This window comes from Winogradskyella sp. KYW1333 (assembly GCF_003335675.1).
GTDB lineage: Bacteria > Bacteroidota > Bacteroidia > Flavobacteriales > Flavobacteriaceae > Winogradskyella.
In genome coordinates this window covers 130,860-154,845 of record NZ_QPHL01000014.1, presented here as the reverse complement: position 1 = coordinate 154,845, position 23,986 = coordinate 130,860, and the positions used below count along the sequence as shown (strand labels likewise).

Genomic DNA, 23,986 nt, shown 5'->3' with positions numbered 1-23,986 from the left:
AAAAATAAAAACACAAAGTTAATCGAAATTGTGATAAACTGACTTAAAAATCAATTTCAAATGTTTAAGTATTCAACATGTTTTGAACAAAAAAACCTACAAGAAAATAAAATCAAAAATGATTGTTTAAGATACGTTTTACCGAGCCATAATAAGAGGTGCCAAAAATATTTAAATGAACGAGTAAATAATATAATTGATAAATCTCAATACGTTCTTCATAATATTCGGTAATTGGTTTTTCATTATGATAGGCTTGGTAAAAACTTGAATCAAACCCTCCAAAAAGTCTACTCATTGCGATATCCATTTCAGAATGACTGTATGATACCGAAGGGTCAATTAAATATGGTCTTCCGTCTTCTGAAACTATAAAATTACCGTTCCATAAATCGCCATGTATTAAGGATGGTTTTACCTTCTTACAATAAGATTGTAAACAAGTTTTGATATCATCAATTGATGGAATCTCTGAGTTTATTAAAAGCCCTTTTTTAATGGCCATTTTTATTTGAAATCCTAAACGTTGTTCACTATAAAAGTCAATCCAATTATTAATGAGATTGTTTTTTTGTTCAAGACTTCCAATAAAATTATCATCGTCTAAGCCAAAATTATCAGATGTGTGTTCATGAAGTTGTGCAATTTGATATCCAAGTTTTTTGTAGTCTTCCTTAGATGGAGATTTTCCTTTGACATACTCCATAAGGATGAAGGAGATGTCATTATGAGTTCCGTAATTCAAAATACTTGGTGTCGCGATAGTATTTGTACTGGCAATAAGTTGAAGTCCAGAGACTTCTGCTTCAAACATATCTACAGAACCAATATTACGACTGCACTTAAGTATAGAGGACGTCTTATCAGCAAAGTCTAATTTGTAAACAGAAGCTGTATCACCACCTGAAAGTGATCTAGAGCCTACTATTGACGTATTAAGTAAATCCTCAATATGCCTCTGTAAGCCTTCAATTAAATGCATTTTTATAGACGAACTAATTTATAGGTTTTACTATTTTCACCTACCGTAAATTTTATAAGGTATATCCCTTTTTTCAAATCGCTGATATCTATTTGATTGCTAATGAGATTCCCTTCAGAAACCTTCTTGCCCAAAATTGAATAAACCTCAAATTGAAGACTTGTATTAGTGCTAACATTTAACGTGTTTCCTCTTGAAGGATTTGGATAAATACTGAAATTTAAAACTTCAAAATTTTCAATATTCAAAACTTGGGAGTGGCTACCTAAATCATCAATATTATTTTGAGGATACATATCCCATTCACCGTTAAGATCAAAAGCGGTTGTAGGTTCCGTTACAGATTCCTGGCGTCTATATGTTACATTGCTAAAACTATTGCTCCCACCAAAATTTCCAAAAATATCAATTAATGTTCCATTTTTAAATAATCCTACAGGATCATCTCCATTAAATGCCATTGCGGAACTACTACCAGCTGTCTGATCCGTAACTGCTAATATTGAAGAATCAGCACTTCCATTAGCAACTACATAAACATCTCCATCATTTAAAGTTCCAGATAACGTAATTTCACCACTCCAGATACCATTACTATTGGTGTCTCTTTGAAGTGAGTATGAACTAAGATTAACAGAAGACCCAGTGAAATTAGCAATTTCAATAGCTTTATTATTACCGCTACCTTCAACATATTCAGAGATGAAGAGGTCAGTTGTTTGTGAACCATTATCTGAGGTGGTTTCACAAGCTTGATTACTAAAGCCAGAAGTATTACCAGATCCATCATTTGCTCTAACAGTAAAACAGTAATTTGTATTTGCACTAAGTCCAGTAACTACAAAGGAGGTTGTAACTGTGTTGTATAGATTAACACCATCTTGATAAATGTCATATGATGTTACACTAACATTATCAGTTGATGCTGTCCAACTTAAATTAATGCTATTATCAGTTGGGTTTGAAGTAACCAAATTTGTTGGGTCAGATGGTGCTTGAGTATCTGGTACTGGATTCCAAATTAATGCTGCGTATTCAGGATGATTTACAAATGGGTTTGCGTTACCTTGAAAGTTATAAGCTTCGTCATTTCTGTCTAATTCTCTCTGACTAACAGGATCTGCCGCGTGCCAATCTAACATGGTATTGATAAACCATGTTTCATAAAATTGATCACTAGTTCCATTTAATGGGTTGTAAGGTGATGCATCAGGTGCTTCCCAACCGCTATCATTCCAGTTGTCCTCATATCTTACTGCAAAATAAAGCATGGCTCTTGCGATATCACCTTTAAATTCATCGATTGGTTCAAAAACCCTATTAGTATATCCGTAGTTATTTCCTGTTCCCCATTTTGATCCGTTAGCATAGGAGGTATTCGTGTTTGATACAATACCAAAGGGGTAATTACTTCTTCCATTATTAACAAATCCATCTGTAGGAACTACAGTATGAATATCAGATACCATCGGTAATGCATCTGAATTGTTAAAGAACCCTTGCGGGAATAAATGTTCTCTATTGTAGCATTGACCTTCACCAGTAATATTACCACCACATTCGTCGTTAGGAATATTATAACTAGTCTCCGAACCTGTAGGGTTTTCTGAATATATGTCTAGCAAAGAGCCATCGTTTTCATAATAATAATCTCTATCTGTTGATGCATATGCAGTAAATAAGTTATCATAACTGCTTGCATTATATGTGTGACCACTTGTTACGATGTTTTTTAATTGCGTTTTTAAAGCATAACCCGACAAGCCATTCGCCGAATCGTAATAATTTGAAGGTATTTGACTATATGCTAAGCCAGCTATAAATAAAAATAAAATGTAAATGTGTCTCATAGTATCTAATTGTATTGATGATTTGGGCTATTTGTTTTTCTCTAATTGAGCCATATAAAATCCGTCAAATCCAGATTTATGCGCCAATATTTTTTTGTCTTTCACAAATTTAAAATCTTTTCCTGCCTCTGAAGTTAAGAATTTTTCAACTTGGTCCTGATTTTCAGATGGTAAAACAGAACATGTCGCATAAACCATTTTGCCACCAGGTTTAACCATTTTTGAATATTTTTCTAAAACTTCAGATTGTACTTTTTTAATGTTTTCAATAAACTCAGGTTGCAATTTCCATTTCGCATCAGGATTACGTCTTAATACGCCCAATCCAGAACATGGTGCATCAATTAATAATCTATCCGCTTTCCCATATAGTTTTTTAATTGGTTTTGTGGAATCGATTACCTTTAACTCTATATTATGTACACCATTTCTTCTTGCCCTAATTTTTAGCTTTTTTAATTTACTCTCATAAATATCCATTGCTATAATTTGCCCTTTATTTTCCATAAGAGAGGCCAAGTGAAGTGTTTTTCCACCAGCACCTGCACAAGCATCTACAACTTTCATGCCTGGCTTAACATCTAGGAAGTCAGCAACAAGTTGAGAGGATGCATCTTGTACCTCAAACCATCCATTTTTAAATGCCTCAGTTTTAAATACATTTGCACGCTCTATTAGCTTTAGCGCACTTGGATAATTTGGGATAACTTCAGTTTCAATGTTTTCAGATTGAAGCTTTAATTGTAAATCCTTTTTATTTGTTTTTAAGGTATTAACACGAAGAATGACATCAGCTTGCTCATTCTGCATTTCAATTTCTTTTGCCCATGCAGACTCACCAAGTTCTTCAACACCCAAATCATCAATCCAATCAGGAATAGATTCTTTGTATTTTCTGGTTTTTGAAAGTTCATCGAAACGCCCTTTAATCTTACGAGTTGGTGTCGATTCAAAATATTTCCAGTCTGGAAGTTTGATACCTTTCAATGTTGCCCAAACTGCAAACATGCGCCAAAGATTATCTCTGTCAAAAGGCTCTTTTACATTGGCAATTTCTGCATAAAGCCTTTTGTAACGTACAATTTCATATTCAGTTTCTGCAATAAATCCTCTATCTCTACTTCCCCAGCGTTTATCTCGTCTTAACAATTGTTGAACAACTTTATCTGCATACTCATTTTCATTGAAAATCTTATGTAATCCATCAATAACCGCAAAGCATAAATTTCTGTGTAGTCGCATTATAATTAATTAAGAACGCAAAGGTACATAAATGTTTAAATGCCTAAAGGTATATTCGATTAATCATGAGACTTTTCTATTTTTATGGAAAATTGATCTATGAGAAGTATTACCTTAATATTTATTTTACTGATTTTCTTTGGTTGCAAAGATGAATACAAAAGATCCTCTAACATCACTCAAGTTGAAATTGAACATATTGTAACCGATTCTACTTTTAGTATTAGGGCCTTAGATTTTAATGATGAATATATATTTTACGGGAGTTCTGATCATTTTGGAATGAAAGCATTACAATCGGCGTTTAAGATAGACTTAACTGAAGTTGTAATTAGTGATCAAAAAGTACATGAAAAGTATCAAATAAATAATGATTCTGTTTATCTCCATTTTAGGGCAATTGAGGAAGTAAATGGTAATTTATTTGCCTTGTCTATAGGAAACCCTGCCAAACTATTCAAACTTTACAGAAAAGCCAGAAAGCCTAAATTAGTTTATGAGGAAGTAAATGAAAAAGTATTTTATGATGCCATGGTTTTTTGGAACGAGAATGAAGGTATTGCCATAGGTGACCCAACTGAAGATTGTATGAGTATTATTATTACCAGAGATAGTGGAGAATCGTGGTCTAAAATTAGCTGTTCGGATTTACCACCTGCCTTTGATGGAGAAGCTGCTTTTGCTGCGAGTGATACAAACATAACTACTGTGGGTGATCATACTTGGGTTGCAACTGGAGGAAAGTCAAGTAGAGTTTTATATTCACCAGATAAAGGTGTTACATGGCAAGTTTTTGAAACACCAATTATTCTAGGGAAATCAACCACAGGAATGTATTCTATTGATTTTTATGATCAAAATAACGGCTTTGCCATTGGGGGAGACTATACTAAGCCTAATGATACAATAGCTAATAAAATAAGAACATCTGATGGCGGTAAAACTTGGCAAGTTGTAGCCGATGGAAAAGGGCCTGGATATAGAAGTTGTGTACAATACATACCAAATAGAGAAGGGAATGAGTTGGTAACTGTTGGGTTTAAAGGTATGGATTACAGTAATGATGCAGGAAATTCCTGGAATCATTTAAGTGACGAAGGCTTTTATACGATTAGATTTCTTAATGATTCTATTGCATATGCAGCTGGTCGAGGCAGGATAAGTAAATTAACATTCAGATAAAAAAAGGAAGCGAATTGGCTTCCTTATACTTTAGTTTTTATTCATACGTCTTTCACGCATTTTTTTTAGGTGCTGAAGGAGCTCGCGGTTAAATCCATCCTCGGCGGCTCTTAACCTTATTATTTTTTTTGGCGATAATACAGATTTCAGATCTTCAGCTAATTTCATTTTAGCATTATGGATTTCGTTCTCAGCATCCAAGATCTGATCTAAAAGTTTACTCGCTTCACGGTCAGACATATCAGGATTTTGCCTAATCTTTATTTTTACTTCTCTAAGTTGTCCTGATTTGATACTTTCTCTTTTTTCTTCAAAAGCATTGTATATAGGCCAAAACTGCTGCGCTTCTTCTGCCGTAAGACTAAGTTTCTCAGTTATAAAAGCTACTTTTTGTGCTTTTATACGCTCGTTCATTCTGCCATCACGTTGCGCATAGCCTGAGAGACCTATTAGTAATACTAATATTGGGATTAATCGTTTCATAATATTGTAAAGTTCTATTCTATAATTAAGTCTATTTCTGAGTTATCTAAAAGATAAGATTCTAAATTATCTTCTTCAAAACTTGTTTCGGTTATTACAAAATCATCTTCTAACAGGTCAGAATCTAATAATAGTTCAGCTAATTCATAACTACTAAGGTCTCTATCTCCTAAATAAGCCTCAACCATTTCAACAGATATTTCATCCTCAAATGGTTTGTTTAAGAAAATAGCAAGAATTAATACTATTGAAGCAGCAATACCAGCTATATAATACAAAGGTTTTCTTGAGTTTAAACTTATAACAGGAGTATCGTCCTTATTAAGTTTATTTAAAATCTCATCATCCACTGAATTGAAATAGTCTTTAGGTACAGTAAATCCTGGGTTATTAAGATTAGGGATTGACTCTGTTCCTTCAAGCTTTTTCATAAGGTTTCCTTCAAAAGACTCAAAGTAGTTTTCAGGTGTTTTAAAACCTGGGTCATTGATGTTATGTAAATTACCTTTTTTCATTTATTTATTGGACTTCAAATTTTCTCAATGGTTTAATTTGAAGTTAAATAGGTTTCTATTTTTTTAACCGCTATATGATATGACGCTTTTAATGCACCTTCACTTGTCTCTAATATATCTGCCATATCCTTGTATTTAATCTCATCGAAATATTTCATATTAAACACAATTTGTTGCTTTTCTGGTAACGAGGCAATTGCTTTTTGTAATTTAAGTTGAATTTCATCACCTTCAAAATACACATCAGCAGTTAAGTTGTCTATTGCATTGGTTTTTTGTTCTTCATTATTAATTTGTAAACGTTTTGCATTTTTATTGATAAACGTAATAGATTCGTTAGTTGCAATGCGATAAAGCCACGAAAACAATTTACTTTCTCCTTTGAACTTATCTATACTCCTATATACCTTAATGAAGGTGTTTTGTAATACATCATCTGCATCATCATGGCTAATAACAATCTTTCTTATATGCCAATACAACCTTTCTTTATAAAGTTGTAATAACTCTCTAAAAGCGGCTTCTTTAGACTTGGGGTCTTTTAGACGCAATATGAATTCTGATTCGTCGGTCAATTAAATTGTTTTGCTTTTTTGACTTTGTAAATTAATAAAAGTTTAATTAGAAATATTTTTAATTTACTTCTAATTTGAATAAATGCTGATAATCAAATAGTTACATTAATTTTTACCGATAAAAAGCAAAAAAATACGATAAAAAGCACTTTTTTCTTGGATTGTACAATATTTTGTTATATGTTTGACCCGCTTAACCTATTAACCGTTACCAGTGTCCCCAAATCTGGTAACAAACAGAAAAGGATGTACCGAAAGGCGCATCCTTTTTGATTTTATATAATCCATTTTATAACTTATTCGAAACTTTGCATCTCAACAAGCTTTTTGTAAACACCATTCTTGTCAATTAACTTTTTGTGCGTGCCTTGCTCTGCAATCTGTCCTTTTTGCATAACAACAATTTGATCAGCATTTTTAATTGTAGACAATCTGTGAGCAATGACTATTGACGTTCTATTGCGCATCATATTTTCAAGTGCTTCTTGAACTAAACGTTCACTTTCAGTGTCTAAAGCTGAGGTTGCTTCATCAAGTATCATAATAGGAGGGTTTTTCAATACTGCTCTAGCAATACTGATACGTTGTTTTTGTCCTCCGGATAGTTTATTTCCTGAATCACCAATATTTGAATCTATGCCATTAGGTAAATCTTTAACAAATTCCCAAGCATTGGCAATTTTTAACGCGTCGATTATTTCTTCATCAGTGGCATTTTCTTTACCCAAAAGAACATTATTCTTAATACTGTCATTAAATAATATTGAATCTTGCGTGACCAATCCAATTAAGTTCCTTAAGGAATGTTTGGTTAGGTCTTTAATGTTTTCACCATCAATAGTTATATTTCCTTCATTTACGTCATAAAAACGAGTTACCAAATTTGCTATTGTACTTTTACCGCTTCCAGATTGACCTACTAAAGCAACACTTTTACCCTTAGCTACTGTCAAATTAAAATTCCTAAGCACAAGATCCTCTTCATATTTAAATGAAACATTGTCCAGTTTTATTTCAGAATTGAAACTTTCTTTGATTTTAGCGTTAGGTTTATCTTCAAGAGGAGAATCAGTATTTAATATTTCTAGTACACGGTCTGCGGCAGCGTTACCTGCTTTAACCTTATAACTTGCCTTACTTATTGCTTTTGCTGGTGTTAATATTTGATAGGCTAATGCCATGTAACCAATAAACGCACCACCAGAAAGTGTTTTTTCTACCAATACCATACTGCCACCATACCAAAGTAATGCTGCAATTGTAACAATACCTAAAAACTCACTAGTAGGAGAGGCTAAATTTTGACGATTAATTAATGTATTTGAAAAATTGTAAAACCGATTGGTTGAATCCTTAAATCTATTATTAAATTTTTCTTCGGCATTAAATCCTTTAATTACCTTCAATCCACCAAGCGTTTCCTCCAATGTCGAGAGAAATATTCCTTGTTCTCTTTGAACGCGATCAGATTTTTTCTTCAAGCTTTTTCCTATTCTTGAAATTATAAAACCTGATATAGGAATGAATAGAAATACAAAAATGGTGAGTTTCACAGAAATCGTAAACATTGCAATAATTGCAAATAAAATAGTCAACGGTTCCTTTACTATTAACTCCAAAATGGCCAAAAGAGAATTTTTTACCTCATTAACATCACCGGAAATCCTAGCGATTATATCACCTTTTTTCTTTTCTGAATAATAGGAAATTGGAAGACTGGTCACCTTAGCATAAATTTCATTTCGTAAATCCTTTAGCACACCATTTCTTAAAAAGGTAATAAAATAAAGTCCTAAATAGTTAAATAGGTTTTTTAGCAGAAACAAACTAATGATTAGAACAATCATATACAATAAGGAACGTTGTGCTCCGTATTGTTCTGATGTTGAAGTTATTATGTAATTGATAAAATTCTCAACATAGTCCTTTAGGTTTCTTATCCCTTCATAAATTGGCTTTTCTGTTACCTTTTTACCTTCGCCAAATAATACATTGATCATTGGCATTAAAGAAACCATAGCCAGTGTACTGAACAAGGCATAAAAAATATTTGAGATTATATTTAATATTCCATAACGCTTGTAAGGAACAATAAATCTCGCAAGTTTTTTGATATAATCCATTAATTATAAATTCATATCCTTAAGGATAGCATCAATTCTAGCTTCCAAATACTGCTCCGTTTTTTCAAAATCGGACACATTGTCTAATTTGGTGTTAACGCTTAAGTAGAATTTAATTTTCGGTTCAGTACCACTTGGTCTTAATGCAATTTTACTTCCGTCTTCAGTATAGTAGATCAATACATTAGATTTTGGTATATCAATGTTACTTTGGGAGTTGTTGACCCTATCCTTGGCAATTGACAATTGATAATCTTCTACTCTAATCACCTTCGATCCATTTACTTCATTTAGTGGGTTTTCCCGAGCATCAACCATCATTTGTTTAATCTCCTGCGCACCTTCAATACCTTTTTTAGTAAGTGAAACCAAACGTTCTTTGTAGAACCCAAATTCTGAATATAGTCCTATTAAACTTTTGTAGAATGAACTTCCTTTAGATTTGGCTTCTGCTGCTATTTCACAAGCTAATAGGGTTGAAGTATTTGCATCTTTATCTCTTACAAAATCACCTACCATATAACCAAAACTTTCTTCACCACCACCAATAAAATCCATATCTGGAAAATCTTTTATCATTTTGGCAATCCATTTAAAACCGGTTAATCCAATTTTAAGTTCAGTATTATAACCATCTGCCAAAGCTTGCATCATTGGTGTTGAAACAATGGTAGAGCCAATAAACTCGTTGCCATTTAATCTGCCTTCTTTTTTCCAATTGTTTAGTAAAAACTCAGTCATTACAACCATGGTTTGGTTTCCGTTTAGAAGTTTCATGTTGCCTTCTAAATCACGTATTGCTATTCCTAATCTATCGCTATCAGGATCAGTGCCAATTACAATATCAGCATTAGTTTTTTCAGCAAGTTCCATCGCCATTTTAAGTGCTTCTGGTTCTTCGGGGTTAGGTGAAACAACTGTTGGGAAATTCCCGTTAGGTTCAGCTTGTTTTTCAACGATATGTACATTACTGTATCCTGCACGTTTTAAGGTTTCTGGAATGGTAGTAATGGATGTGCCGTGAAGTGAGGTGAATACAATTTTTAGATTATCTCTTGCTTGTTGAGAGGTAAAACTTCCCTTATTAACAGAAGCATTAATGAATACATCATCTACATCTTTACCTATGTATTGGATTAGGTTTTGGTTAGCATCAAATTTAATTTGATCATAATTCAAACTATTTATCTCCGCAATAATTTCTGCATCTTGTGGAGGTACTAATTGACCACCATCTTGCCAATATACCTTATATCCATTATACTCTGGTGGGTTATGAGATGCCGTTAATACAATACCACAATGGCAATTTAAATGTTTAAGGGCAAACGATAATTCTGGTGTTGGTCTTAAATCTTCAAAAAGGTAAACCTTGATTCCATTCGCCGAAAAAACATCTGCAACGACCTTACCAAATGTCTGGCTATTATGTCTACAATCATATGCTATTGCCACCTTTATATCTTCTTTTGGAAATACCTTTTTTAAATAGTTACTAAGGCCTTGAGTATTTTTACCTAATGTGTACTTATTTATGCGATTGGTTCCCAGTCCCATAATACCGCGCATACCTCCAGTTCCAAATTCCAAATCTTTATAAAAGCTTTCTTCTAATTCTTTAGGATTAGATGCAATAAGGTTCTTTATTTGTGATTGAGTCTCTTCATCAAAACTTGGTGTTAGCCAAGTGTTTACACGCTCTAGAATCTCTGGTTCTATATAAATCATGCTATAAAATATTAATAGTATAAAGGTAAACAATTACCGATTTTGTTAATGTTATTTTGGTGAATTTAATTCTTCGTCTATGTTATAGCGTTGTTGTTGTCTTTTTGTTCTAAGTATTAGTTCACCTAAGAAACCGGCAATAAAAAACTGAACACCAATTATCATTGTCGCTAATGCAATGAAAAACTGTGGTCTGTCAGTAATTAGCCTTCCTGTAGGATTTAAAAAGAGTTTGTCTATTCCAAGGTAAAAGGCAAAGCCAGATCCTATTATAAACATTATAACACCTAGAGCACCAAATAAGTGCATTGGTCGCCTTCCGAATTTAGAAATAAACCATACGGTTACGAGGTCTAAAAAACCATTAATAAATCTATTCATGCCAAATTTTGTATGTCCATATTTACGAGCTTGATGCTGTACTACCTTTTCACCTATTTTTGTGAATCCGGCATTTTTTGCCAGAACTGGTATGTAACGATGCATTTCTCCGTAAACATCTATGTTTTTAACCACTGTCTTCTTATATGCCTTTAAACCACAATTAAAATCATTGAGTTTTACACCAGACGTTTTTCTAGCGGCCCAATTAAATAATTTAGAAGGAATATTTTTTGCTATAACCGAATCGTACCGCTTTTTCTTCCAACCAGAAACTAAGTCATATCCATCATTTATAATCAAATTATAAAGTTCAGGGATTTCTTCAGGATTATCTTGTAAATCTGCATCCATTGTAATTATAACATCGCCTTCCGCTTTGGCAAACCCAGCATGCAATGCTTGAGACTTCCCAAAGTTTCTTAGAAACTTGATGCCTTTTACGCTTTTATTGGAATTAGAAAGTTGTTGGATTACATCCCAAGATTTATCAGTGCTACCATCATCAATAAATAGAATTTCGTATGAAAACGAATTGGATTGCATCACTGATACAATCCAATCGTGTAATTCTTTTAATGAATCTTCTTCATTAAGTAGTGGTATTACTACTGATATGCTCATGTTTTAAAAGTCTTCTATAGTAGACTTCAAAAATAATTAAATTATTTAAGCATTAGTTAGATTTAGTTTTCATTACTAAACCTCCAATAAGTGAATATATTAATCCAAAGAACGCACTCATCGCCACCCAAAAAGCTGATCCTATAAATGGGTTAAACATCATCTCCATCATTTTCATGCTTTGCTCAACTGCTTCTGGAGTCATATTCGGATTTTCTAGCAATTTGTCACGTTGTACTTCCATCATTTGCCCCATAAATTCTGGATCAATTACATAGTTGAAAAGTAACCCATAAATTAAATAAACAATTGCACTTATTACTGCAATAGATAATCCAACTTTTATTGCGTCACCTAAGCCAAGAGTATTTGCATTAGCTTTTTTGTATTGGCTAATTGCATACATAATAACAACTGGGAAGGCTATATAGTAAATAATATTTGGCCATTGTTGCCCTTCTAACGCCATGCCAGTTACATAAGTAACGACACCAATTGCTATCATTAATACACCAAGAATTACTCCGTAATTAAGTGCAAATTTACCAGCTGTTGGTTTCTGATTTTCCATGATTGAATTTTGATTTTTAGTTAATTGTCTAGTTAGTATATAAATATAAGGAATTGTTACATCATAAATAACAAATAAAAAAGAATAAAAAGATTGTACATTTACAAAAAATACTTAAATTTGCACCTCGAAAAAATTGAATGTAAGTTTAAACAATTTAGTGATGAAAGCAGGAATACATCCAGAAAATTATAGATTAGTAGCGTTTAAAGATATGTCAAATGATGACGTGTTTTTAACTAAGTCTACTGCTGATACAAATGAAACTATTGAAGTAGATGGTGTTGAATATCCATTGGTTAAGTTGGAGATTTCTAGAACATCTCACCCATACTACACTGGTAAATCTAAATTAGTAGATACTGCTGGTCGTATTGATAAATTTAAAAACAAATACGCTAAGTTTAAAAAATAAGTTTAGCTACAACAACATATTAAAAAAGGCCTTTCTTACAACTGAAAGGCTTTTTTGTTTTATACAATTACGCTACTTTTGATAAGTAACTAAAGCAACGTCCTTATTATGAATTACATATTATTTGATGGTCCATACAGAAACAACCTATTACCCTTTACATATACAAGACCTGTTGCAGATATTAGAGTTGGGATTCTTACAATACGTCAGAAATGGGAATCATATTTGGAGTATACAACAACAACAGTTACAGAAGATTATCTAGCAAATAAGTATCCATTGGTAGAAATGGAGGATAACATAATGATTAATGCCTCTTTTCTTCCAAATATGGAAGTGTCAGAGCTTGTTAAGGGGCTTAAACATAATCAGGCATTATTTAATGGAGAGGATGTCATTGCTTTCTTTGTAAAGGAAGGAGAAGAGGTCAAGAATTTTTCAAGTTTCGAGGCGATTGATTTTAATGGTGAAATAATAAAAATTGAACACACGTGGGATATTTTTTCAAAAAATGGAGATGCAATCTCAGAAGATTTTAATTTAATAACAAAGGGTCGTCAATCACAACCTATTCCAACAACTGTAAATACTATTAAGCCTGAAAATATTTTTATTGAAAAAGGTGCAAAATTGGAGTATGTGACTCTAAATGCTAGTTCTGGCCCTATTTATATCGGTAAGGACGCAGAGGTAATGGAGGCTTCTGTAATTAGAGGGCCGTTTGCGCTTTGCCAAAACGCAACTGTTAAGTTAGCCTCTAAAATTTATGGACCTACAACCGTTGGACCATATAGTAAGGTTGGTGGAGAGGTAAATAATTCGGTGCTTTTTGGTTATTCAAACAAAGGACATGATGGATTTTTAGGTAATTCTGTTCTTGGGGAATGGTGCAATTTAGGAGCGGATACCAATAATTCAAATTTAAAAAACAATTATGCCGAAGTTAGACTTTGGGATTATAAAACAGAAGGGTTTGCTAAAACAGGTCTTCAATTTTGTGGACTAATGATGGGAGACCATAGTAAGTGCGGTATTAATACCATGTTTAATACTGGTACGGTTGTTGGTGTTAGTTCAAATATATTTGGAAGTGGATTTCCTCGTAATTTTGTTCCAAGTTTTTCTTGGGGCGGAAGCAAAGGTTTTGTAACCTATAAAACAAACAAGGCTTTTGAAGTAGCAGAGGTTGTAATGGCTAGGCGAGACGAGAAATTTACAAATAAAGACAAAGCAATATTAGAACACGTTTTTGAAGAAACAAAACAATACAGAAGAGAATAACCATGTTTAAAGTTAAGATTACATTTCTGTTAATATTCATTCTTACTTTTTCTTTTTCTCAAAATAAGAATGTACAAGTGACACAATTATCAATTAATACTGAATTAGATCATTTTGCGGCAAGAGTGGTCGGTGATAAAGTGTTTTTTTGCCATAATCTCACCACAAAAAGAGGAAGACCAATAAAAGATAGGTATTCAGGATTTATTTATGGAATCTACGAAGGCGAAATGACTAATGACGGAGAAATTATTAAGTCAAAACCAATAGTGAAGACTGAGCTTGGGCAATTTAATATGTCTGCAGCAACTTATACAAAGGACGGTAGATATATGTATTTTACTTCTAATCATTCGGGTAAAGGCGCAAATAAATTAAAAGGAATAGAAACTTATAACCTTTTAATACAAAGAGCAGAGTATATTGAAGGGAGGGGATGGACAAATTTTGAAACATTACCATTCTGTAAACCGAATAATAATTTCGCGCATCCGGCTTTAAGTCCAGATGATAATACACTATATTTTATTGCAGATATTAGAGGAACAAAGGGAAAATCAGATCTTTATAAAGTGGCTGTGTCTAACCACAAGACTTATGGTGAGATAACAAAATTGAGCGAAACTATAAACTCCTCAAGAACTGAAATATTTCCATTTGTTAGTGTAGACAATGTCTTATATTTTACATCTAATCGCAGATATGGAAAGGGTGGGTTAGACATTTATAGTTATGACTTAAAATCAAGCGACCCAGAACAAATACCTATTTCTTTAGAAACTCCAATAAATAGTCCTGGTGATGATTTCTCTTTTTTCTTAAATGATGATTTAACAACTGGTTATTTATCATCTAGACGTCTTAAGGGAGCAGGAGGTGACGATCTATATTATTTCAGTAAATTTTAGATTTTTTAACTGATTTTAATTCTAATAAGTTTGTTGCGTTTATACCAAGACCGTTCACTGTTTTACGTGTAAATCTCACCACTTCATCATAGAACATCGGTACAACGGGAGCTGATGACATTACAAGAGAATCCATTCTTGTATAAAGTTTAGATCGTTCACTAGGATCAGTCTCTAAATAAGATGCTTCATATAATTTATCAAATAGTTCAGTTTTATAATGTGTGTAATTTGGTCCATTTGGAGCAAAATTCTTACTGTAATAAAGTGATAAATAATTTTCTGCATCAGGATAGTCAGCTACCCAACTTGCTCTAAAAAAATCTAACTGTCCATTTGCTTTGGCATCTTTTAAACTTGAAGCTGGTATTACATCCACATTTACATTTAAGCCTATTTTTTGAATTTCTCTTTGTATAAATTCACAAAAATCTAGATAGTTGCTAGTAGTGGTTAAAGTAATTTCTGGATTTAAAATACCTGTTTCCTTTTTAAACTCTTCAATAAGTTGGCTAGCTAGTTCTGGGTTATAAGAGAAACCTATTTCCTTAATATAGCCTGGGAGCCCTTTAGGAATAAAACCACCATTGGCAGGTGTACCTATTCCATTTCGCAAATAGGTAATCATTTTATTTCGATCAAACCCAAGATTGATTGCTTTTCTTAATTTAAGATTTTGAATTGGTTTAACCTTCGTTTCCATAAAAAAGGCTAGGTATTCTGTATTGAGATATGGGCCCCTTATCATGTTTACATCACTTTCATACAAAGATTTTAGTTTACCATCGGTCGTCAAAATTTCATCCTTGTAAGAAGCGTCTAATCCAGAAACAAAATCAATATTACCTTGTGAAAATTGTAAGAATTCACTTTGCTTGTCAGGTAAAAAGGTTACGGCAACAGCTTCTAAATAAGGTAATTGATTACCATCAATTGAGGTCTCAAAATAATTATTGTTCCTTCGAAAAACAAGCTTAATATTTTCCTCCCATCTTTTAAATTTAAAAGGACCTGTACCAATAGGGTTAGACCTAAATTCACTACCGTAATGTTCAACAATCTCCTTTGGTACAACTGAGCAATACTTCATTGTTAAGAGTCCTAAAAATGCAGGAAAAGGTTGTTTAAGTCTAATCTGAAAAGTTGTGTCATTAATTGCTTTAAAACTATCAACTTTATTTAAAACCCAACTACCAGGTGATGCTATGGAATTATCATTTAGTCTATCTAGACTATATTCAAAATCTGAAGCTTTAACGGTTCTGGAAGAATCCTTACCAAAGAGTGCATGCTTGTGAAAATACACATCGTCTCTAAGAATAAAAGTATAGACTCTAGCACTATCTGTAATCTTCCAACTCGTTGCGATGCATGGCTTAACATTCAGTAAGTCATCCATTTGCACTAATCCGTTAAATAATTGGTGTGTTGCCCAGATATCTGCTATATCCTTTGAGAATGCAGGATCTAGTGAACTTATATTTTTATGTTCATTATACCTAAAAACAAGGTGGTCTTTTTCAAACTTGTTTTTTGAAAAACAAGAAACCAGAATTAAACAACTAAACACTGCTAGTAAGTAGTTGAATAAGCATCTCCTGTGTTTTAGCATATAACTAATATATTGTAAATTTGCAGACTCTAAATTTAGAGAAGAGTAAATATATACCATTAATGATCTTGAAACAAGTTCAAGAGACCAAAACATGGAAACAAAAAAAGTAGCTTTTTATACACTAGGTTGTAAACTTAATTTCTCTGAAACTTCAACAATTGCTAGGAGTTTTAATGATGAAGGATTTCAGCGTGTTGATTTCAAGGAAAAGGCAGATATCTACGTCATAAATACGTGTTCTGTAACCGAAAATGCCGATAAAAGATTTAAAACTATTGTTAAACAAGCTCAAAAATTAAATCCAGAAGCTTTTGTTGCTGCTATTGGTTGTTATGCCCAGCTTAAACCTGAAGAACTTGCTGATGTAAATGGAGTAGATTTGGTATTAGGAGCCACAGAGAAGTTTAAAATTACTGATTACCTCAATGATCTTTCCAAAAATGATTTTGGCGAAGTACACTCATGTGAAATTGAAGAGGCAGATTTCTATGTTGGTAGTTATTCCATTGGAGATAGGACAAGAGCATTTTTAAAAGTACAAGACGGATGTGATTATAAATGCACGTACTGTACAATTCCATTAGCTCGTGGCATATCGAGAAGTGATACTATGGAGAATGTGTTAAATAATGCGCAAGAAATATCTCAAAAAGGTATCAAGGAGATTGTTTTAACTGGAGTAAATATTGGTGATTATGGTAAGGGTGAATTTGGTAACAAGAAACACGAACATACTTTTTTAGATTTAGTTACAGAACTTGATAAAGTAAAAGGGATAGAACGTTTAAGAATATCATCCATTGAACCAAATTTGTTAAAGAATGAAACAATAGATCTCGTTTCTAAATCGAGGGCATTTGTACCGCATTTTCACGTGCCACTTCAAAGTGGGAGTAATGAGTTGCTAAAAAGAATGAAACGCCGTTACATGCGGGAATTATATGTTGATAGGGTTTCAAAGATAAAACAAGTAATGCCTCATGCATGTATTGGGGTAGACGTTATAGTTGGTTTCCCTGGAGAAACAGATGAGTTGTTTTTGGAGACCTATAATTTCTTAAATGAACTCGATATTTCGTACCTACATGTATTTACTTATTCTGAAAGAGACAACACAGAAGCTGCGATAATGGATGGTATTGTGCCAAATAATGTAAGAGCAAAGCGAAGTAAAATGCTTAGAGGGCTTTCAGTTAAGAAGCGCAGAGCGTTTTATGAAAGTCAACTGAACACTGATCACGTAGTATTATTTGAAGGTGAAAATAAAGAGGGCTACATACATGGGTTTACCGAAAATTATGTAAAGGTTAAGGTACCTTGGAATCCCGAATTAGTGAATACAATACATAAGGTTAAACTAACCAAAATTGGTGAAGACGGTTTGGTACGCTTTAATTTTAAAGAAGCTCTAGTACGCTAAAATAAAAAACCCACAACTATAATAAGTCATGGGTTTGTAAAATATATTTCTTTTTCAAATTATATACGAATACCTACTGGTAACATTCGCTTATATTTTCTGTTACTTCTTACAAATTTTGCTATTTCTGGACTTGTTGGTACTACGCTTATATTTCTATCTTTAATATTGTCAAATACCATCGCTAAAAATTCTTTTTCAAAAGTGTCAGACTTCATTGCGTCTGGAATTACCATTTTAGTAAGGAATATTTTACGTTCTTGAAGGGAATATTCAATAACAGCCATGTCGTTATCTACCTTTAATTCAAATTGACGTAGAAAATCATTATCAATCAATTCAACAATATCTGTCATATTTACGTTATTTAAGATTAGCGAATGGCGTGTAGATTCTATAATTTATATAGATTTGCAGTGCAAAAGTACAAATTATTAGGGAATTCTCCTAAGTAACAACTGTTAAATGCTTGTGAGATGGGCATTTATGAAGGCCTAAAACATTTTAAGCTCTAAATTGAAACTAAAAATGGCTTCTGAAATTATACATATCTATTTAATGCCAGGTATGGCTGCGAGCCCAACTATTTTTGAATATATAAAACTACCAGAAGACAAATACAAAATTCATTGGTTAGAGTGGCAAATTCCTGGAGAGAACGAAACTTTAGAGGAATACGCTAAGCGAATGTGCGATTTTATTATTGAAGACAATATAGTGCTTTTAGGTGTCTCATTTGGAGGTATTTTGGTGCAAGAGATGATTAAGTTTTTAAATATTAAAAAATTATTTGTGGTTTCTAGTATTAAATCTCGTCATGAATTACCCAAGAGGTTTAAACTTTTAAAAATTACAAAAGCATATAAAATATTACCCACTCAATTGGCAGGAAATGTTGATTTTTTGGCAAAGTATGCTTTTGGAGAAACCATTAAAAAACGTGTTGATCTCTATAAAAAATATTTGTCTTTTAATGATAAAGTTTACCTAGATTGGTCAATAAAGCAAGTATTATGTTGGTCACAAGATGAGCCAAACCCAAATGCTATATATATTAATGGTGATGATGATTCTGTATTTCCTCATTCTTGTGCTGGAGGTTGTATAGTAATAAAAGGAGGTACGCATATTATGATTATTAATAAACATAAATGGTTTAATGAAAATTTACCAAAACTTATAGAGTCCTAAATTTAAAAGAATTAAATAGATTTTTTACTTTTAGACAAAATTGAAAGCCATGCAAATCTTAAAAAACATATTAGCCGGTATTGGATTAATCTGTATTTCAGTTTTATTCATTTTTGCAATGCAGAAGGCTCCTTCTGACGGAAATTTAGGCAAAGAACAACCTATTTTAAACGATTATAATGTCTACGCGCTTGAAATGCCAGAGGACTTAAATTTTGCTGAGGAAGCCGTACCAGTGGAGAATCCTGATATATATGAGAGAATGGATAGAGAACTTCTAGTTAATACTTATTGGCAATCAAATGGGTTGTTAATGTTTAAGAGAGCTCAAAAATATTTTCCGATTATTGAGCCAATATTAGAAAAAAATGGCGTTCCTAATGATTTTAAATATTTAGCCGTTATAGAAAGTGGTTTAACTAATGCAGTTTCACCAGCTGGAGCAAGGGGTTTTTGGCAAATAATGAAAACAACTGGTCGTGAAAACGGATTAGAGGTCAATAGCAATGTTGATGAACGTTATAATTTAGAATTGGCAACTGAGGTTGCTTGTAATTATTTAAAAAAGGCGAAAGAAAAACTTGGTTCTTGGACTTTGGCCGCAGCGGCATACAATGCTGGTAATGCTGGAATTTCAAAAAGATTAAACGAGCAAGATGTAGATAATTATTATGACTTGTTACTTGGAGAAGAGACAGGACGCTACATGTTTAGAATTGTTGCTCTAAAAGAAATACTAAATAACCCTACTAAGTATGGTTTTAACTTTAATAAGGATCACCTGTACAAACCAATACCAACTTATAAAATAGAAGTTGATACAGCCGTAACTGATTTTACACAGTTTGCTGAACGTTTCGGAATTAATTATAAGATTTTAAAGCTTCACAATCCTTGGTTACGTGAAAAACATCTTAATAATAAATCAAGGAAAATGTACCAAATTGAAATTCCGAAGGAAGGGTATTATAAATAAAATAGAAGGCGCTAATCTTAGCGCCTTTTTATTATCTTCTACTTCTTCTGTTTTGTCTAGACGAAGTTGGTTGTCCATAATGCTGTCTTGGTATTGAAGCTTTTTTCATTTGTTGCTTCATCATTTTAATCTGATCAGCTATCATATTCCGTTTGTCAAGCTTTTCAGCTTCCGTCAATAGTTTTTGTGCTTCTTGCTTTCGTTTTTTAGAGAAGGCTATTCCAGCAAGATTTAATTTTGCCATAGCTAAATCGTGATCCATTGACAATCCTAAATTAATAGCATTCTTAAAGTACTTTTCTGCCTCGTTCATATTGGTCTGGGAAACCATTATACCATTAAGATAGTTTAGATATCCTTGTTGCTTCCTTACTAGTGAGCCTTTAGGGTTTTTAATTTTATCAAGCCATCTTTTTGCACCTGCAAAATCTTGCTTGCGTAATCTTAAAAAGGCAAGTAGTATTATTTCATTTTTAAAATAAAGAAATATAAATATTGTAGACAATAGAATATACATAATACCATTACCAATATATCCTTCAGTGAACTGATAAATGGCATATGCAACTATTAGTACGGTAATAACTAGTTTTATATTTTTATTAAACATGTAGTTTTATATTTTTTGGAGGGTCAAAGTTAATAAAAAGTAATAGAAATATTTTTATTTAGGTACTTGTTAAAGTAAAAACTTGTTGTATATTTGCACGCAGTTTTGAGATAAGGCTCAATATTAAAAAGATATTTAGATTTTAAAAAGATAGGACAATGCCAAAAAGAACGTTTCAACCGTCGAAAAGAAAGAGAAGAAACAAGCACGGTTTCAGAGAAAGAATGGCTTCTGTTAATGGAAGAAAAGTTTTAGCACGCAGAAGAGCTAAAGGTAGAAAGAAGTTGTCTGTATCTTCAGAATCAAGACATAAGAAATAATGATTAACAATTGTTAATATTTTTAAGGTGTTACTTAGGTGTAACACCTTTTTTTGTACCCAAGTGATAATTATTTTAGCACACCAAAACAAATACTCATGCCAAAAAACAAAAACATCAAATCAATTTTATTAATTGGTTCAGGTCCAATAATCATAGGTCAAGCATGTGAGTTCGACTATTCAGGTTCGCAGGCTTTAAGATCTTTAAGAGAGGATGGAATTGAAACGATATTAATTAATTCCAACCCAGCAACAATAATGACGGACCCTACTATGGCTGATCATGTATATCTTTTGCCATTAACAACCAAGTCTATCATTAAAATATTGAAGGAACACCCTCAGATTGATGCTGTATTACCAACTATGGGAGGACAGACCGCTCTTAATCTTTGTATAGAGGCTGATGGCAAGGGAATTTGGGATGATTTTGACGTAGAGATTATTGGCGTTGATATCGACGCGATTAATATAACAGAGGATAGAGAGAAGTTTAGAGAATTGATGTTAGAGATTGGTGTTGGCATGGCACCACAGGAAACGGCAACATCTTTCTTAAAGGGTAAAGAAATCGCTCAAGAATTTGGTTTTCCATTATGTATTAGAGCGTCATTTACCTTGGGGGGTGCAGGAGCTTCAATTGTATACGATGAAGCAGAATTTGATGAAGCATTAACAAGAGGCTTGGAAATTTCTCCAATCCACGAGGTAATGATTGATAAGGCAATGATGGGCTGGAAAGAGTATGAGCTTGAGTTATTAAGAGATAAAAATGATAATGTTGTTATTATTTGTACAATTGAGAATATGGATCCAATGGGCATTCATACTGGTGATTCGATCACAGTTGCACCAGCAATGACATTATCTGATAAGACGTTTCAAAAGATGCGTGATATGGCTATCCATATGATGCGAAGTATTGGAGATTTTGCAGGTGGTTGTAATGTTCAGTTTGCAGTAAGTCCTGATGAAGAAGAAGAAATTATTGCAATTGAAATTAATCCACGTGTATCTCGTTCATCTGCATTAGCAAGTAAAGCAACAGGATATCCTATTGCGAAGGTGGCAGCTAAATTGGCATTAGGTTATACTTTAGATGAATTAAGCAACCAGATAACAAAATCAACTTCAGCTTTATTTGAACCGACCTTAGATTATGTAATTGTTAAAATACCACGTTGGAACTTCGATAAGTTCGAAGGTTCAGATAGATCACTTGGACTTCAAATGAAAGCTGTAGGAGAGGTTATGGCAATAGGTCGTTCATTCCAAGAGGCTTTACATAAAGCTACACAATCATTAGAGATTAAACGAAATGGTCTAGGAGCAGACGGAAAAGGTTATAAGAATTACGAACAAGTAATAGATAAACTTACAAATGCAAGTTGGGACAGGGTATTTGTGATTTATGATGCCATACAAATAGGTATACCATTAAGTCGTATTCATGAGATTACTAAAATAGATATGTGGTACCTAAAGCAATATGAAGAATTGTTCCATTTAGAAAAGGAAATTTCTAATTATAATATTCAGAGTATTGAAAGAGAATTACTACTTGAAGCCAAACAAAAAGGATATGGTGATCGTCAGATTGCTCATATGCTAGGCTGTCTTGAAAGCGAAGTTTATAATAAAAGAAGAGAATTCAATATAAATAGGGTATATAAACTAGTAGACACCTGTGCTGCGGAGTTTAAAGCAGAGACACCATATTATTATTCAACATTTGAAAGTGAAGTCGAAACTGCTGAAGGTAAAGTGTCAGTTCACAATGAAAGTAAAGTGACCGATCGTAAGAAAATTATAGTTCTAGGTTCGGGACCAAATAGAATTGGTCAAGGAATTGAGTTTGACTACTGTTGTGTTCATGGTGTTTTAGCCGCGGCAGAGTGTGGTTATGAAACTATTATGATAAACTGTAATCCAGAAACGGTCTCAACTGATTTTGATATCGCAGACAAGCTTTATTTTGAACCTGTCTTCTGGGAGCATATTTATGATATTATTCAGCATGAAAAACCTGAAGGTGTAATAGTACAGTTAGGTGGTCAAACAGCTTTAAAACTTGCGGAGAAACTTGAAAGATGGGGCGTGAAAATTATGGGAACAAGTTTCCAATCATTGGATTTGGCTGAAGATAGAGGAAGCTTCTCAACATTATTAAAGAAAAATAATATTCCTTATCCAGAATTTGACACAGCAGAAAGTGCAGAACAGGCTCTTGAAGTGGCAGATAGATTAAACTTCCCAATATTGGTAAGACCTTCTTATGTACTTGGCGGTCAAGGGATGAAGATAGTTATTAATAAGCAAGAGCTAGAAGAACATGTTATTGACTTATTAAAATCTATTCCAGGAAATAAGTTGTTATTAGACCATTATCTTGATGGTGCAATTGAAGCTGAGGCTGATGCCATTTGCGATGGTGAAAATGTATACATCATTGGAATTATGGAGCACATTGAGCCTTGTGGTATACATTCTGGTGATAGTAATGCTACTTTACCACCATTTAACCTAGGAGAATTTGTAATGCAGCAAATTAAGGATCATACTAAGAAAATAGCGTTAGCCCTTAATACAGTTGGTTTAATCAATATTCAGTTCGCCATCAAAGATGATACGGTATACATTATTGAGGCTAATCCTAGAGCATCTCGTACAGTTCCTTTTATTGCAAAAGCATATGGCGAACCATATGTAAATTATGCGACTAAAGTAATGTTAGGCCAAAAGAAAATTAATGATTTTGATTTCAAACCTCATTTGGATGGTTATGCAATAAAACAGCCGGTATTCTCATTTAATAAATTCCCAAATGTTAATAAGCAATTAGGACCAGAAATGAAAAGTACAGGAGAGAGTATATTGTTTATAGATAGTCTGAAAGATGATGAATTCTATGATTTATATTCGCGTCGTAAGATGTATTTAAGTAAGTAAACTCTTTCTATTTGTTAAAGTTAGCATGGTATTTGTTATA

General features: G+C 33.0%; 22 protein-coding genes. 9 read left to right on the top strand and 13 right to left on the bottom strand.

Translation table 11 applies throughout. The features are described from left to right. Positions 1–112 precede the first annotated feature (112 nt). The 3 genes from DUZ96_RS05270 to DUZ96_RS05260 are packed head-to-tail and all read right to left on the bottom strand — an operon-like array spanning position 113 to position 4,074. Positions 113–982 (bottom strand): fructosamine kinase family protein, encoded by an 870-nt coding sequence (locus DUZ96_RS05270; RefSeq protein ID WP_114300906.1) that lies wholly within the window; start codon positions 980–982, stop codon positions 113–115. A 2-nt stretch (positions 983–984) separates the two neighbouring features. After that, positions 985–2,832 carry an endonuclease gene (locus tag DUZ96_RS05265; RefSeq protein WP_114300905.1) on the bottom strand — a complete coding sequence of 616 codons (1,848 nt, stop codon included), beginning with the start codon at positions 2,830–2,832 and terminating at the stop codon, positions 985–987. Positions 2,833–2,859: 27 nt separating this feature from the next. Beyond that, positions 2,860–4,074, bottom strand: coding sequence for an RsmB/NOP family class I SAM-dependent RNA methyltransferase (locus DUZ96_RS05260; protein ID WP_114300904.1), 1,215 nt, complete (start codon positions 4,072–4,074; stop codon positions 2,860–2,862). 99 nt (positions 4,075–4,173) lie between these two features. Between DUZ96_RS05260 and DUZ96_RS05255 the strand changes: the two genes are divergently transcribed. Next, complete coding sequence (locus DUZ96_RS05255) at positions 4,174–5,256, top strand: oxidoreductase (RefSeq protein WP_114300903.1); 1,083 nt, start codon at positions 4,174–4,176, stop codon at positions 5,254–5,256. 30 nt (positions 5,257–5,286) lie between these two features. On the opposite strand, the gene DUZ96_RS05250 is transcribed toward DUZ96_RS05255, so the two are convergent. From DUZ96_RS05250 to DUZ96_RS05220, 7 genes are all read right to left on the bottom strand, one after another. Next, entirely contained in the window at positions 5,287–5,739 is a 453-nt protein-coding gene (locus DUZ96_RS05250) for a sensor of ECF-type sigma factor (RefSeq protein ID WP_114300902.1), read from the bottom strand. Between the two features lie 14 nt (positions 5,740–5,753). Next, positions 5,754–6,254, bottom strand: coding sequence for a hypothetical protein (locus DUZ96_RS05245; RefSeq protein ID WP_114300901.1), 501 nt, complete (start codon positions 6,252–6,254; stop codon positions 5,754–5,756). 32 nt (positions 6,255–6,286) lie between these two features. After that, positions 6,287–6,829: an RNA polymerase sigma factor gene (locus DUZ96_RS05240; RefSeq protein ID WP_114300900.1), complete on the bottom strand. Its 543-nt coding sequence runs from the start codon at positions 6,827–6,829 to the stop codon at positions 6,287–6,289. 296 nt (positions 6,830–7,125) lie between these two features. Further along, on the bottom strand, positions 7,126–8,952 hold the full coding sequence (locus tag DUZ96_RS05235) for an ABC transporter ATP-binding protein (protein WP_114300899.1): 1,827 nt from the start codon (positions 8,950–8,952) through the stop codon (positions 7,126–7,128). A 3-nt stretch (positions 8,953–8,955) separates the two neighbouring features. After that, positions 8,956–10,680, bottom strand: coding sequence for a phospho-sugar mutase (locus DUZ96_RS05230; RefSeq protein WP_181855227.1), 1,725 nt, complete (start codon positions 10,678–10,680; stop codon positions 8,956–8,958). Positions 10,681–10,731: 51 nt separating this feature from the next. After that, on the bottom strand, positions 10,732–11,685 hold the full coding sequence (locus DUZ96_RS05225; protein ID WP_114300898.1) for a glycosyltransferase family 2 protein: 954 nt from the start codon (positions 11,683–11,685) through the stop codon (positions 10,732–10,734). 52 nt (positions 11,686–11,737) lie between these two features. After that, positions 11,738–12,256 (bottom strand): DUF4199 domain-containing protein, encoded by a 519-nt coding sequence (locus tag DUZ96_RS05220; RefSeq protein WP_114300897.1) that lies wholly within the window; start codon positions 12,254–12,256, stop codon positions 11,738–11,740. 163 nt (positions 12,257–12,419) lie between these two features. On the opposite strand from DUZ96_RS05220, the gene DUZ96_RS05215 reads away from it, so the two are divergent. The 3 genes from DUZ96_RS05215 to DUZ96_RS05205 all read left to right on the top strand — a co-directional run bounded on the left by DUZ96_RS05215 (position 12,420) and on the right by DUZ96_RS05205 (position 14,863). Then, positions 12,420–12,671 (top strand): type B 50S ribosomal protein L31, encoded by a 252-nt coding sequence (locus DUZ96_RS05215; RefSeq protein WP_114300980.1) that lies wholly within the window; start codon positions 12,420–12,422, stop codon positions 12,669–12,671. Between the two features lie 108 nt (positions 12,672–12,779). Then, on the top strand, positions 12,780–13,955 hold the full coding sequence (locus DUZ96_RS05210; RefSeq protein ID WP_114300896.1) for a GlmU family protein: 1,176 nt from the start codon (positions 12,780–12,782) through the stop codon (positions 13,953–13,955). A 77-nt stretch (positions 13,956–14,032) separates the two neighbouring features. Further along, positions 14,033–14,863 (top strand): PD40 domain-containing protein, encoded by an 831-nt coding sequence (locus DUZ96_RS05205; protein WP_181855226.1) that lies wholly within the window; start codon positions 14,033–14,035, stop codon positions 14,861–14,863. On the opposite strand, the gene DUZ96_RS05200 is transcribed toward DUZ96_RS05205, so the two are convergent. Continuing rightward, complete coding sequence (locus DUZ96_RS05200) at positions 14,850–16,475, bottom strand: ABC transporter substrate-binding protein (RefSeq protein ID WP_114300979.1); 1,626 nt, start codon at positions 16,473–16,475, stop codon at positions 14,850–14,852. The genes DUZ96_RS05205 and DUZ96_RS05200 overlap by 14 nt on opposite strands. A 94-nt stretch (positions 16,476–16,569) precedes the next feature. Here DUZ96_RS05200 and mtaB point away from each other — a divergent pair, with 94 nt between their 5' ends. Beyond that, complete coding sequence (gene mtaB, locus DUZ96_RS05195; RefSeq protein ID WP_114300894.1) at positions 16,570–17,898, top strand: tRNA (N(6)-L-threonylcarbamoyladenosine(37)-C(2))-methylthiotransferase MtaB; 1,329 nt, start codon at positions 16,570–16,572, stop codon at positions 17,896–17,898. 59 nt (positions 17,899–17,957) lie between these two features. Here mtaB and DUZ96_RS05190 read toward each other — a convergent pair whose 3' ends face one another. Beyond that, complete coding sequence (locus DUZ96_RS05190) at positions 17,958–18,254, bottom strand: N-acetyltransferase (RefSeq protein ID WP_114300893.1); 297 nt, start codon at positions 18,252–18,254, stop codon at positions 17,958–17,960. 172 nt (positions 18,255–18,426) lie between these two features. Between DUZ96_RS05190 and DUZ96_RS05185 the strand changes: the two genes are divergently transcribed. Together DUZ96_RS05185 and DUZ96_RS05180 are read left to right on the top strand one after the other, a co-directional pair. Next, positions 18,427–19,089, top strand: coding sequence for an alpha/beta hydrolase (locus tag DUZ96_RS05185; RefSeq protein WP_114300892.1), 663 nt, complete (start codon positions 18,427–18,429; stop codon positions 19,087–19,089). 49 nt (positions 19,090–19,138) lie between these two features. Continuing rightward, positions 19,139–20,065: a lytic transglycosylase domain-containing protein gene (locus DUZ96_RS05180; RefSeq protein WP_114300891.1), complete on the top strand. Its 927-nt coding sequence runs from the start codon at positions 19,139–19,141 to the stop codon at positions 20,063–20,065. Positions 20,066–20,096: 31 nt separating this feature from the next. Here DUZ96_RS05180 and DUZ96_RS05175 read toward each other — a convergent pair whose 3' ends face one another. Further along, entirely contained in the window at positions 20,097–20,675 is a 579-nt protein-coding gene (locus DUZ96_RS05175) for a DUF2892 domain-containing protein (protein ID WP_114300890.1), read from the bottom strand. A 158-nt stretch (positions 20,676–20,833) separates the two neighbouring features. Between DUZ96_RS05175 and rpmH the strand changes: the two genes are divergently transcribed. After that, positions 20,834–20,995 (top strand): 50S ribosomal protein L34, encoded by a 162-nt coding sequence (gene rpmH / locus DUZ96_RS05170; RefSeq protein ID WP_114300889.1) that lies wholly within the window; start codon positions 20,834–20,836, stop codon positions 20,993–20,995. A gap of 98 nt (positions 20,996–21,093) precedes the next feature. Next, the gene (carB, locus tag DUZ96_RS05165; protein ID WP_114300888.1) at positions 21,094–23,946 is read left to right on the top strand and encodes a carbamoyl-phosphate synthase large subunit; all 2,853 of its coding nucleotides are present in this window, start codon (positions 21,094–21,096) and stop codon (positions 23,944–23,946) included. The last annotated feature ends 40 nt before the right edge of the window (positions 23,947–23,986 follow it).